This window comes from Lysinibacillus sphaericus (assembly GCF_015844675.1).
GTDB lineage: Bacteria > Bacillota > Bacilli > Bacillales_A > Planococcaceae > Lysinibacillus > Lysinibacillus sphaericus_E.
Genome location: NZ_LDGC01000013.1, coordinates 168,651 through 181,993, shown reverse-complemented (window position 1 = coordinate 181,993; position 13,343 = coordinate 168,651). Strand labels below are relative to the sequence as shown.

The following is a 13,343-nucleotide window of genomic DNA, read 5'->3' as shown; positions in this document are numbered from 1 at the left end:
ATTATATGTCCAACAAAATTTACTAGGGAAGCGGATTGAGGAAATAATAAAATTCCTCACTTCGTTTTTTTATTAGTCTTTTTAGACAGTCCCTCGAAGTTCAAGAGTAAAACAAAGAGAGGATTCGTTCGTTTGGACAAAATTATAACTATTTTAAAAATTCCCTTTTGTCTAAAATGTGCAAAGTTATTTTTATTTTTGTTCAAAGTGAACAATGTTATTTAGTTGCTCGTAACCTACAATCAAGTTAGTAATAACATAAGTAACAACATAAGTAAATACAAAAAAATGGGAGTGTCAACCATGGAAAAAACAGTTAAACATGACCCGAATTATTACAAAAAAATCATTTTTGCACTGTGTTTAGGTTGGGTAGCTATTTGGATTTATCGTACAATACTTACACCAATATATCCACAAATTCAAGAATCGCTTGGTAATATTAGTGATACTCAAGTAGGACTTATTGCTTCTATTTATTTCTTTGCCTATACTGGTATGCAAATTCCATCAGGAATACTCGTTGATAAATTTGGACAAAAACGAGTATTAATCCCTGCGTTTATCATTTTCGCATTAGCAGCATTCGTCATTGGATCAAGCACGACAATCACTCAAGTTTATGTAGGCGCCTTAATGGCAGGTCTTTCGACTGGTTCATACTATGGTGCGGCTTTCTCTTTATCAGCTAAATATATGCCAAAAGATAAGAAAAGCTTTTCTAATGCGATCATCAACAGTGGTTCGGCATTAGGGATGGTTATTGGTCTAGTAGGCTCATCAGTATTAGTAGGTGGCCTTGAAATCCAATGGAATTACATGCTTTATATTATAGCAGTCTTAATAGTAGCAGTAACATTTGTGTTTGCGTTATTTGTTAAACAAGACAAAAGAACAGCTACAAATGAAACATCTGAAGATAAGGAAACAACACAAGCCACAGTATCTCAAGGCGTAGAATTATTCTCGCTAAAAAAATTAGTTATTTATTTCGTCTATTTTGCAACATGTTATGGTTATTACATGATTGTGACATGGTTACCATCATTCCTTGTCGCAGAAAAAGGATTCGAACAAGGTTCAGTAGGATATGTAGCTGCTTTAGTTGCAGTCACAGCAGTACCTGGTGCATTGATATTTTCTAAGTATATTGACAAAAATGCACATATGCGTCAGAAATTAATTATCTTCTTGTTAATTGGTGCAGCCGTAACAATTAGTTTAACCGTATTTGCACCTAACCCATCTGTCCTTTATGCAGCATTAGTTTTATACGGTTTATTAGGTAAACTTGCAATTGATCCAGTTTTAATCACATATGTAACGGATTCAGTACCTTCCAACAGCATGGCCAAAGCACTAGGTATCTTTAACTTCTTTGGAATGACTTCATCAGTTATTGCGCCAACTCTTACAGGTTATATTGGTGATATCACTGGTTCGAAAGTATTAGCATTCTATATTGCAGCAATACTTCTTGCAGCAGCAGCGATTTTATTCTTCCTTGCTGTGATGGTGAAAGAGAAGAAAGCAATCAATCCCCTAACTAATGAATAAAGTAAAACTACCTATCAGTGGAGGTTTAATACATCTCCTGCTGATAGGTAGTTTTAATTTCCCTGTCTAAAGGTAGCGGAATTTAGCGAGGTCTTACAAGCTAATGCATTAGATTTATATAAAACATGAATTGTACAATCCCATGAAGTTCGAGTTTCATTATAACAACAGAATTAAGCAGTAGTAACAAGAAACAGATTCTTGTCACTACTGCCTTTTCGATTTAGTGTGTATAACGTATTTTACACATTATTGGTTTGGCAGTGTTTTTCGGCTGGATCACCAACCGCAGCATGGATTCATTTTTCTTATTGAGCTAACTAAGCAGTGTAGTTGAAGAACAATCTCCTTTTAAAATTGGAACTTTCAGCCAATGATAAACGTTAAACTTTTAAATTCTCTACTGCTATTAATAGCTTTGTGAAATAGAAAGGAGGCTTTTATGAAATCCAATCTTTTAATGTGGGTATTTTTTCTTCCTTTATTCTTATTTTTCAGTTTAATGCTATATATTGAGGTGTCAATTTATTCAGCTTTGCCTCCAGAACTAGGTGGAAGGGGTTTTTGGGTAGAATTTATGAATGTTTGGTATCGTTCAATTTGGTTTTATGCAATAGTATTATTAATTTCCTTTTTGCTTTATTTGAAGTTTCTACATAAAGGAAAATAAAGAATGAACTATTAATATTGAACTCCCACGAAATAACCTAATCATCTTTCATTTTCTGTGGTAAAGTACTGATTTTGTACTTAACGGATGGCTAACATGAGCTTAAGAGGAGCTACTACATTTTTCATGATCATAATTTAGGTGGGGAAGCAAGTGTTCCGGTAAAATAGGCAAAAAGAATCCCGCTAAAAAGCATTCATAACAGCTTTTTAGCGGGATTTTATAGTTTAAAAATTTACTTTCTCTGACGCAAATAATGCTAATCGTAGATCCAATGAAATATCAGGCGATTCGATAGACTGACCTAAAATCTCTTCACATTTTTTAATACGATATTTTACCGTATTCCGATGAATAAATATATCTTCAGAAGTCTTTGTCAGATCACAATGATTCGCCAAATAGATTTTCAATGTATGTTTTAGTTCTTTTTCTTTCGTCGTTTTCGGATAGGCTAATGAACCTAGTGTATACGTGATAAACGGTTTTAATTTATTGGCTGGAATGAGTTGTAACAATTCTTCTACACTTTTAGATTTATAGAGTTCTATAAATTCAACTTTACTACTTTCAGACTTATGATCAAAAGCTTCATTCGCTTCAAAATAAGAGAGTGGTAACTGTGAGAATTCAGTAACTTCATTACCAATACCGAATGACAGTGTGCTATTAAAAAGTTTTTGATACTCTTTTTGGATATATTTGCAGTAATCTAAATAATATTGATGTTTAGTTTGTAATAGTATCGTAAACCGATGATTACCTGGAGACCTATAAACACTGATAGAAGGATCAATGTCAGTCAACTTATGAGTTAGCCATTCAAAAGTCATCTGATAGCGCTCATTCAAATAGATATTATTTTCCACATCCCTTTCTTGATCAATCGCACAAACGATCACTTGATAGAAATTGGATGGTTGAATAAGGTGCTTTTTTAAAAACTCGGGGTGCTGTTTGACTGATATAAGATTATCAGGATGTTCAGTCATCAATGTTTCGAAAAAGCGGTTTACATCTTGTTGTTCCGCTTCTTTGATTTTACTATTTTTATAAATGGCGAGACTAAGTGTATTTACGGCTTGTTCTATGGCAAGCAGACTAAATGGATAAGTGAGCGTATTAACATTTGAAACCATCAAATAATACGGAAAATATTTAAATGCTGGAACTTCAAATATAATATGTTCTTCTTGGAAAGATGCTTTATTATTAGGTGAAATTTGCTTGGAATTAACACATCTTTTGAAGTAACTAAGATTTTTCTGAATTTGCTCTGAGTGTTCTTGGAAGTGATGGCTCATCGATTTAATTTGATGAAAAGGATTTAAGAGCATCACAGGGACTCTAAGGAGTCTGCTCATTCGTTCAATCATCATTTCCAAGCTCAAACCTCTCATAAGCATTGTATTTAATTCTTGTTGGATATCTAAAGCAAAGTATAACTTTTCAGTTTCTCCATCCAAGATATAGGATGACATATGATGCGTAATAGATCCAAGGTTCCAACTATCAGGGATTCTAATAATGGGGAATTTTAAATCGTTTGCATATTCTATTACTTCATCGTCAATTTCTTCTAAAAAGCGCGATAATTTAACGCCTATGCCAGAAACTTGTATATCATTTAATTCTCGAATGAGATCCTTTAATCCGGATTGGTCGTGTTGATAACACATACCCGTAGTGACGATAAATGAATGAGGTGCTGTGAAATTTTTAATATCAGGCGTTTCCGTAATATCAACCATTGCTACTTCTCTTTCTAAATCTCCCTTATCATTTAATAATGTTAAATCAGAAAATTGTTGGACAGACATGATTTCTTTTAATGTTGTCATAAGAATCATCTCCTTTATATTTGTTAGAAAAAGCCAAAAAATGAATTAAATATGTGAGATGCTACAAGGATAAGCTATCACTCTGATTGTATACTATTTTTGAAGGTTATTATACGTATAATCCTTTATTTCGAAATAGTAAAGGAGAATCATATGCTTGAACTAGGTCAAAATATTCTATGTAATGCTTTGTTTTTGAAAAGCGGGTTACAACAAGGATAGCATGCTAAAGTAGCTCGAACAAAGAAATTCACCTTTACTCAACTAAACAATGTTAGAAATAACTATGTTAGAAAGAAGTGACAACGATGTGGGATCAACAATACAATCCACTTGGAAAAGAAATAGCGAGTGGCATCATAGCCTTTCTTCCTATACTCCTATTTCTACTTAGTTTAACAATCTTTAAATTAAAAGGGGTATATGCAGCAGCATTAACTTTAGGTGTTACCATTATCATTACAGTCGGAGTTTTCGATATGCCGATAACTAAAGCATTTGGAGCAATTATTCTCGGAACAGGTAAAGCGTTGTGGCCCATCGGTTATATCGTCATTATGGCCGTTTGGTTGTACAAAATTTCTGTGCAAGCCGGAAAATTTGAGATTGTACGTGGTAGTATAGCGAATATTACCGAGGATCAAAGACTACAATTATTGCTCATTGGTTTTTGTTTTAATGCTTTCTTGGAAGGAGCGGCCGGATTAGGTGTTCCAATCGCTATTTGTGCAGCCTTACTTGTGACGCTTGGTTTTCATCCGATTAAAGCTGCCGGACTTTGTCTAATCGCCAATGCCTCTACGGGCGCATTTGGTACAGTTGGAATTCCAGTCATTACTGGTGCAGAAGTAGGTGGGTTGGAAACGTTAGAACTGTCAAGAATGACAGCCTATCTATTACCTTTAATTTCATTTGTCGTACCTTTCCTCCTCATTTTTATTTTAGATGGAATCAAGGGAATAAAAGAAATATTCCCAGCTATTTTAGTTGTAAGTAGTGTCTATTCAGTGCTTCATTTACTGACAATTACGATGATCGGTCCTGAGCTTGCGAATATTATTCCTTCTTTAGTTAGTATGGTGGTTTTAGCCTTATTCTTAAGGAAATGGCAACCGAAAACGATTTACCATGAACCTGGAGTAGAACTTACAGGGAAATTAAAAACCTATACGATGAAAGAGATTTTGGTAGCATGGTCACCATTTTATATCCTCACTGGTGTTATTGCCGTTTGGAGCTTGCCTGCATTTAAACAATTATTTCTAGATGGTGGTTCACTTGATTTTACGACTGTCGCTTTGAAAATTCCCGGATTACATGATCAAATCATGCGTACACCACCGATCGTAACAGAAGCAAATTCTATACCAGCTATTATTAATATTAACTTTGTTTCGGCTACGGGAACGGCGATTTTATTGGCTATCATTTTAACAAGTGTCCTGTTTCCTGCGTTAAACATCAAACAATCCGTTCATTTATTAGGTTATACAATTAAAGAACTATGGTTACCGATTTTTACAATCGTACTTGTAATGGCTTTTGCTAATCTTTCGGCCTTTTCTGGGCTTAGCACTTCTCTAGGACTGGCGCTTGCCAAAACGGGTGATTTTTTCCCATTTGTTAGTCCAGTATTAGGATGGATTGGTGTTTTTCTCACGGGATCTGTTGTGAATAATAACGCATTATTTGGTAGCTTGCAGGTAGTTACCGGGACGCAGATCGGGATCTCACCATCATTGCTAATGGCAGCTAATACTGCTGGGGGAAGCGTAGCAAAATTGATTTCACCACAATCTATCGCGATTGCAGCAGCAGCCGTTAATCAAACCGGGAATGAGTCAAAAATCTTTCAATATACAATACGATACAGCTTAGGCTTGCTCCTACTTGTATGTATCATGACACTCGGGTTATCGTTTATCCTCTAATCATTTTAATAATGACTATACCACATGGTAAATCTAAGTTTTCAAATAGATTTACTATGTGGTTTTGTTTTTTTATTAAGGATCAATTCGATTATTTACTCCACTCATATGCCTTCTTAGTACCCTTACATAATTCGACTGCTAGATTTCTTTTTTACTCCGGGTACCTGCTCCTTATCAATAATTATTTTGTCTAAAGTGCATAAAACGACCATCCATTATTGTTCGTTGTGTCAATGAATGGTTATGAGTATGGACCTATAATAAAAGTGTACTAGAAGGAAGGAGTGAAAGAGTAATGGATATTCAATCAACTTTTCAATCTTTAGATAAGAAATTCACAAGTTTTGGTGGTTTAGAACAAGGTGGGATTACACGCCTATTATATTCTCAAGAATGGAATGAAGCCGTTCGTGAACTGGAAAAAACATTCAAAGAAGAAGGCTTAGAAGCAAGTTTCGACGATATAGGTAACTTAACTGGGCGTCTTGTTGGCAGTAAATATCCGGAAGAAACCATTTTAACAGGATCACATATCGACACAGTAGTTGAAGGTGGTCATCTAGATGGACAATTCGGTATCTTAGCTGCACTAGTGGCTGTGAAATATTTAAAAGCTAAACATGGCCAACCACTACGCTCATTAGAAGTATTATCGCTTGCAGAAGAAGAAGGTAGTCGATTCCCTTACACATTTTGGGGTAGCAAAAACTTCTTTAACTTAGCTAAAAAATCGGATGTTGACACAATTGAAGATGCTGAGGGCATTAAGTTCGAAGACGCGATGCGTAAATTAGGCTTCGATTATCGTAAAACGACTGACGTTCGTAATGACATCAAAGCATTTGTTGAAATTCATATTGAACAAGGTAAAGTGTTAGAGACAGAAAACAAAACAATCGGAGTTGTTAATGGCATCGTTGGTCAAAAACGCTTCACGATCAACTTAAAAGGTGAAGCAAACCACGCTGGTACTACGCCAATGTCATTACGTCGCGATACAGTTGTTGCCTATAGTGAAATTGTCTCAGATTTAACAAAACGTGCTAGAGAAATTGGGGAACCACTTGTATTAACGTTCGGTCATGTAACACTTGTACCAAACACAGTAAATGTAGTTCCTGGTGAAATTACGTTCTCAGTAGATTGTCGTCATATCGATCAGCAAATATTAAATGATTTTGCAGTAGAAATCGAAGACAAAATTAAATTAGTCGCTGAAGCAAATAGCATGGCTTACGACATTAATTTATGGATGGATGAGGCACCAACATTGATGGACAAAAAAATCGTTCAAATCATTGAACAAGCAGCAAAGAACAATGTAGGGGATCAATATAAAGTGATGCCATCTGGTGCAGGACATGACTCACAAATTTTTGCTCAATATGTTCCAACGGCGATGATGTTTGTACCTTCTATTGGTGGAATTAGTCACAACATTAGTGAAGAGACGAAGATAGAAGACCTTGTTAAAGGTATTGAAGTATTAAGCGATGTACTTTATGAACTAGCATATAAAGAATAAAAATAATGAAAAAGGAGCCAGATACTTATGGGTTACTTAAATCAAGTTCAAGGATATAGAGAAGGTTTATTAGAAACACGTTCTGTCATTAAAAAAGACAATTATGCGGTAATCACACCAGACGGCCTAGTTAATAATGTTGTACCTGGCTTCAAAGATTGTGATGTAACAATCTTAGGATCCCCACGTTTAGGTGCAAGATTTGTAGATTACTTAGTAACAGTAAAAAACCAAGGCGGAAACAAAACTGGTTTCGCTGGTGATGGTATTCAATCTTTTGTATACGTTGTTTATGGCAAAATCAATGCTTTTGCAGATGGTAAAAGATACGAATTAACAGAAGGTGGGTATTTATATGTGCCCCCACACTTACAGTTAACTTTTGAAAATAATAATAACGGTGAAGATAGCCGCTTATTCTTATACAAAAAACGTTATCAACCTCTTAAAGGACAACCTCTTAAAGGGTATACACCAGAAGTCGTTACAGGTAATGTGAACGACATCGAACAAGAGGCATATGAAGGTATGAAAGAAGTATTAATTCAAGACTTATTACCAAAAGAAATTGGATATGACATGAACATTCATATTCTTTCATTCAAACCAGGTGCTTCACATGGTTACATTGAAACACATGTTCAAGAACACGGCGCTTATGTTTTAAGTGGGCGAGGCATGTACAACTTAGACAACGAGTGGATGCCAGTTGATAAAGGTGACTATATCTTTATGGGCGCTTATGTACCGCAAGCAACCTATGCAATTGGTTTAGATGAACCATTCTCATACATTTATTCTAAAGATGCAAACAGAGATATTGATTTATAAAGAGGAAGCCTAATTAATCTTCGAGGCTTTCAAAAGATTAATGACGTATCTCTGTTACAAAAGATATTCACTTATGTAGAATCTGACAAAAAATTTTAATCATGTAAGGCAAGGGGCTGACAAGATGCGTGTATCTAAAGAAGAACTATTTAATTTAATGAAACAAAAGTTTATAAAAGCAGGATTAAATGAAGGAGCGGCACATGATGTTGCAGATGTATTAACATACGCTGATCATAGAGGTATTCACTCACATGGTGCTGTACGTGTTGAATACTATTCTGAACGAATTGCAAAAGGCGGTATTACAACCAATCCAAACTATACATTTGAACAAACAGGACCAGCATCTGCGGTCTTTAATGGGGATAATGGTCCAGGTCACCAAATAGCAAAACAAGCGATGGAAAAAGCGATTGAAATGGCTAGAAAATCAGGGGTTGCCGTTGTTGGTATGAAAAATATCTCACATAGTGGTGCATTAGGATACTTTGTTGAAATGGCAGCCGAACAAGATATGGTTGCTCTAAGTATGTGTCAATCAGATCCAATGGTCGTGCCGTTTGGCGGAACTGAACCTTATTTTGGGACAAACCCAATTGCATATAGTGCACCGTCTGCTGATGACCGCATCATTACATTTGATATGGCGACAACTGTTCAAGCATGGGGCAAAATCTTAGATGCAAGAAGTAAAAATGCGTCGATCCCAGATACATGGGCTGTCGATGCAACTGGTGCACCTACAACGAATGCAAGAGATGTTCATGCACTACTGCCAATAGCAGGTCCAAAAGGGTACGGCTTGATGATGATGGTAGATATTTTATCAGGTAGTCTTCTAGGAGTCCCACATGGTATACATGTGTCTTCTATGTATCAAGACTTAACTAAAGGACGCGATTTAGGTCAAATTCATATCGTGATTAACCCAGCCTATTTCACAAATCTAGATGCTTTTAAACAACAAATTTCAACGATGCTCAATGAATTAAAAGAGCAACCAGCGGCAGAGGGCTATGGAGAAATTTATTATCCAGGTGAACGCGGTATATTAAGAAGTAAGGAATACGATAAAGAAGGCATTGAAATCGTTGACGACATTTACAACTATCTTGTGTCAGACGACGTTCATTACGATCGTTACCACGGAAAAAATAGATTTGCAGAATAAAAAATTGGAGGATCATCATGTTATACACAATTATAAAAGAAAACACTTATAAAGACTCAATCGTGTTAATGCTTTTATCAAACAAACTATCTGCAATTGACGGTGTAAACAAAGTATCAATCATGATGGGAACACCAGCGAACAAAGATATTTTCAAATCTTCAGGCTTAGGCACGGTTGAATTAGAAAAAGCAAAGCCAAATGATATCGTCATCGTTGTTGATACAGATCAAGAAGAAAAAGTAGACGTAGTGAAAGAAGAAGTAGAGGTCGCTTTAAAAGGTGAGTCTGATTCACAAGACGCATCTAAAGGCCAAGAAGCACATAATTGGAAACGTGCAATGGAACTTGCTAACAATCCGAACTTAGCGTTAATTTCTATTCCTGGTCAATATGCAGCAATGGAAGCGGAAAACGCATTGAACGAAGGTTTACATGTATTCATGTTCAGTGACAATGTTTCGAAAGAAGACGAAGTGAAATTGAAACAAAAAGCGCATGAAAAAGGGTTATTAGTGATGGGTCCAGACTGTGGTACTGCACTTATTCACGGCGTACCTCTTGCCTTTACAAATAACGTCAACGAAGGTGATATCGGTATTGTTGGGGCATCAGGCACAGGGATCCAAGAAGTCACAACAATTATTGATCGTTATGGTAAAGGTGTTACGAATGCTCTTGGAACAGGTGGACGTGATTTATCGACGGAAGTTGGTGCCATCACGATGTTAGATAGCATCAAAGCATTAAATCAAGATCCGAAAGTAAAAGTAATTACAGTGATCTCCAAACCGCCTGCAGAGGAAGTACAACGCAAAGTATTAAACTTATTAAGAAATATTGATAAACCAGTTGTTACGCTATTTTTAGGTGACAAACCTTCCTATCAAGAAGAGAACATCTATCATGCTTATACACTTGAAGAAGCAGCAGTCGTAGCTGTTCAATTATCAAATGGGGACAAACCGAATTTTGAACCGACAACAGCTGAACATGTAAACGTTTTATTACAAGAATCACAAGTTGGTATAAAAGGTTATTATTCAGGCGGTACGTTAGCATCTGAAGCAGCGATGCTAGTGAGAGATGCTTTTAAAGATAAGATATCGGAAGAAAAGAACGATAGCTATGTTTTGAAAACAAAAAATCATGAAATTATCGATTTAGGTGATGATGTTTATACAAAAGGCAAACCACACCCGATGATTGATCCTGAAAAACGAATCGAAATGCTTGAAAAATCTGTTAACGATCCTGAAACAGCGGTCATTATGATTGATAACGTGATCGGTAACGGTGGTCATGAAGATATGGCCAGTGAACTAGCACCAGTAATCAAACGTATTTTAGACATCGCACGTCAAGATGGTCGTCAACTTGCAGTGCTTGCAACTGTTGTAGGTACAGCACAGGACATCCAAGGTTATGAGAAACAAAAGGAGATTTTAAAAGAGAGCGGTGCAATTATTTGTAAGACAAACGACCAAATGGTTCGCACAGCTATCCAACTTGTAGGCGGTAAAGTGGAACAACCAATTGTCGATGTACAAAAATTTGACTATACAAAAGAAAATTTAGCAGTAGATGAAAAAGTAATGTCGTTCATCAATATGAAACCAAGTGTTATCAATATCGGGCTAAAAAGCTTTACGGAAGCTGTTCAAAACAGTGGCTCGGAATGTGTTCAATTTAACTGGCGACCAATTGCTGGTGGCGACGAGAAGTTAATGAAAGTACTTCAATTCTTAAACTATTATGAAGGAGGTACAATCTAATGGGTTACAAAACAATAAATGAAGCGAACGAAGCCGTTATTCAAAAGATTATAGCAGCAGCACCATTTTTAACGGATGTTGTACCTGCTAAGTCTGTCATTCCAGAATTAAAAGAGTATGTGTTATTACATGCTGGACCTCCAATTAAATATGAAAACATGACAGATCCAATGCAAGGTTCCTGTGTTGGCGCAATCCTTTTTGAAGGGTGGGCTAAAGATCAGGAGGGTGCACGTGATTTACTTGAAAACGATAAAATTACGTTCATTCCTTGTCACCACGTGAATGCAGTTGGACCAATGGGCGGTATCACTTCACCTAACATGCCAGTCCTTGTCGTTATTAACAAAGAGACTGGTAACGAAGCGTACTGTCAAATGAACGAAGGGATTGGTGCAGTATTACGCTTCGGCGCTTATAATGAGCAAGTTATCAATCGTTTACACTGGATGAAAGATGTATTAGGTCCAGTATTAAGTAAAGCCTTAAAAACTTTTGATGGAGGCTTGAACGTCAACGTGTTGATTGCTAAAGCTATTGCAATGGGCGATGAGTTCCACCAGCGTAATATTGCAGCTTCACTTGCATTTTTAAAAGAACTATCTCCAGTAATTGCATCATTAGAAGACGTTGAAAAAGAACAACGTACAGAAGTTATCCAATTTTTAGCTGACACAGACCAATTTTTCTTAAATATTGCAATGGCGACTGGAAAAGCGATGATGGATGCAGCTCGTACAATCGAACACGGTACAGTTGTTACCGCAATGTGCCGAAATGGTGAAAACTTTGGTATCCGTATTGCGGGTATGGGAGACGAATGGTTTACTGGTCCTGTTAATACGCCGCAAGGGTTATATTTCACTGGTTATTCAGCAGAAGATGCAAACACTGATATCGGTGATTCAGCGATTACAGAAACAATCGGTGTCGGAGGTATGGCGATGATTGCAGCCCCTGCAGTAACACGCTTTGTTGGTACTGGTGGATTTAATGATGCGCTTGAAACAAGTAATCAAATGACTGAAATCTGTATTAGCGAAAATCCGAACTTTGTTATCCCAACTTGGGACTTTAAAGGCGCATGTTTAGGTATCGATGCACGGAAAGTTGTTGAAACAGGGATCACACCAGTTATCAACACTGGTATTGCCCATAAAATTGCGGGGTACGGACAAATTGGTGCCGGTACAGTACATCCACCAATCGAATGTTTTGAGAAAGCTATCACAGCATATGCTGAAAAGCTAGGTTTTAAAGGATGATTTTACAAGCAAGTGCGATTGGTTCAATCGCACTTCAATTGTTAAATGAAGGAAAAACTTTTACCGTGCATAGTATTTTTGAAAAAGGTTTAAATATTGTTGATCGAAATGGTGAATTGATATTTATTGGTACCAATGAAAATGGGACATTTCCGTTTGGGATCTTGCTGGATCCTCAAACGAAACAAACGTTAAAGAGCAATATTAAGGTAGGTGATACGTTAATATTTCGCAATAATCGTCTTTTTCATAACCGATTCGAAATGGTGTTTAATGTAAAAATACTACCGTTAAATATGGATTTTGAACATGCAAATCTAAATAAATTAAAAGAAAATTTTCAATATATTTCATTTACATCATATGACTCAACAGATTTTGAACGAGCACGTGTTTTGGCCTTGATCAATAGATTACATGATCCAACCCAAAATCTTGAGAAGACATTCCGTTATTTTATTGGACGTGGACAAGGTTTGACACCAACTGGTGACGATATACTGGTCGGCATATTGTACGGTCATTTTCTAAATAATTTTATCGAACATAAACATCTTGATACTTTAAAAGCATTAATCAAGGAACCTATAACGACCATTGTCAGTAAGCGCTTTTTAACATGTGCTCTAGATGGTGTATTTAGTTCGAAGATTACAACATTACATCATGATCCATCTTTAGAAAGCATGGAAAGTCTTATAGAAGTAGGCTCTTCATCTGGGATGGATACACTGTATGGCATTTACATGTCGTTAATTAAGGAGTGAAAGA

9 protein-coding genes are annotated in these 13,343 nt (G+C 36.3%); 8 read left to right on the top strand and 1 reads right to left on the bottom strand.

The window, feature by feature from the left end; genetic code table 11:
* Positions 1 to 303: 303 nt before the first annotated feature.
* Positions 304 to 1,557: an MFS transporter gene (locus ABE34_RS05150; RefSeq protein ID WP_197140916.1), complete on the top strand. Its 1,254-nt coding sequence runs from the start codon at positions 304 to 306 to the stop codon at positions 1,555 to 1,557.
* Positions 1,558 to 2,454: 897 nt separating this feature from the next.
* Here the strand turns inward: ABE34_RS05150 and ABE34_RS05145 are convergent.
* On the bottom strand, positions 2,455 to 4,068 hold the full coding sequence (locus tag ABE34_RS05145; protein WP_197140914.1) for a PucR family transcriptional regulator: 1,614 nt from the start codon (positions 4,066 to 4,068) through the stop codon (positions 2,455 to 2,457).
* A 308-nt stretch (positions 4,069 to 4,376) separates the two neighbouring features.
* Between ABE34_RS05145 and ABE34_RS05140 the strand changes: the two genes are divergently transcribed.
* The 7 genes from ABE34_RS05140 to ABE34_RS05110 all read left to right on the top strand — a co-directional run bounded on the left by ABE34_RS05140 (position 4,377) and on the right by ABE34_RS05110 (position 13,339).
* Positions 4,377 to 5,999, top strand: a complete 1,623-nt coding sequence (locus tag ABE34_RS05140) for a lactate permease LctP family transporter (RefSeq protein ID WP_197140913.1) — start codon at positions 4,377 to 4,379, stop codon at positions 5,997 to 5,999.
* A gap of 298 nt (positions 6,000 to 6,297) precedes the next feature.
* A complete protein-coding gene (gene allC, locus ABE34_RS05135; RefSeq protein ID WP_197140911.1) occupies positions 6,298 to 7,527 on the top strand; it encodes an allantoate deiminase in 1,230 nt (409 codons plus the stop codon).
* A gap of 27 nt (positions 7,528 to 7,554) precedes the next feature.
* Positions 7,555 to 8,358, top strand: coding sequence for a (S)-ureidoglycine aminohydrolase (gene allE / locus ABE34_RS05130; RefSeq protein ID WP_197140910.1), 804 nt, complete (start codon positions 7,555 to 7,557; stop codon positions 8,356 to 8,358).
* Between the two features lie 124 nt (positions 8,359 to 8,482).
* Positions 8,483 to 9,532: an ureidoglycolate dehydrogenase gene (allD, locus tag ABE34_RS05125; protein ID WP_197140908.1), complete on the top strand. Its 1,050-nt coding sequence runs from the start codon at positions 8,483 to 8,485 to the stop codon at positions 9,530 to 9,532.
* Positions 9,533 to 9,549: 17 nt separating this feature from the next.
* Positions 9,550 to 11,307, top strand: a complete 1,758-nt coding sequence (locus ABE34_RS05120; RefSeq protein WP_197140907.1) for an acyl-CoA synthetase FdrA — start codon at positions 9,550 to 9,552, stop codon at positions 11,305 to 11,307.
* Positions 11,307 to 12,572 (top strand): DUF1116 domain-containing protein, encoded by a 1,266-nt coding sequence (locus ABE34_RS05115; protein WP_197140906.1) that lies wholly within the window; start codon positions 11,307 to 11,309, stop codon positions 12,570 to 12,572. Before ABE34_RS05120 ends, ABE34_RS05115 begins: the two co-directional genes overlap by 1 nt.
* Positions 12,569 to 13,339 carry a DUF2877 domain-containing protein gene (locus ABE34_RS05110; protein ID WP_197140904.1) on the top strand — a complete coding sequence of 257 codons (771 nt, stop codon included), beginning with the start codon at positions 12,569 to 12,571 and terminating at the stop codon, positions 13,337 to 13,339. The genes ABE34_RS05115 and ABE34_RS05110 overlap by 4 nt, the downstream gene beginning before the upstream one ends.
* The last annotated feature ends 4 nt before the right edge of the window (positions 13,340 to 13,343 follow it).

Coding starts and splice junctions, on each gene's coding strand:
- ABE34_RS05150 (WP_197140916.1), top strand. CDS start 304: ATGGAAAAAACAGTTAAACATGACCCGAATTATTACAAAAAAATCATT.
- ABE34_RS05145 (WP_197140914.1), bottom strand. CDS start 4,068: ATGACAACATTAAAAGAAATCATGTCTGTCCAACAATTTTCTGATTTA.
- ABE34_RS05140 (WP_197140913.1), top strand. CDS start 4,377: ATGTGGGATCAACAATACAATCCACTTGGAAAAGAAATAGCGAGTGGC.
- allC (WP_197140911.1), top strand. CDS start 6,298: ATGGATATTCAATCAACTTTTCAATCTTTAGATAAGAAATTCACAAGT.
- allE (WP_197140910.1), top strand. CDS start 7,555: ATGGGTTACTTAAATCAAGTTCAAGGATATAGAGAAGGTTTATTAGAA.
- allD (WP_197140908.1), top strand. CDS start 8,483: ATGCGTGTATCTAAAGAAGAACTATTTAATTTAATGAAACAAAAGTTT.
- ABE34_RS05120 (WP_197140907.1), top strand. CDS start 9,550: ATGTTATACACAATTATAAAAGAAAACACTTATAAAGACTCAATCGTG.
- ABE34_RS05115 (WP_197140906.1), top strand. CDS start 11,307: ATGGGTTACAAAACAATAAATGAAGCGAACGAAGCCGTTATTCAAAAG.
- ABE34_RS05110 (WP_197140904.1), top strand. CDS start 12,569: ATGATTTTACAAGCAAGTGCGATTGGTTCAATCGCACTTCAATTGTTA.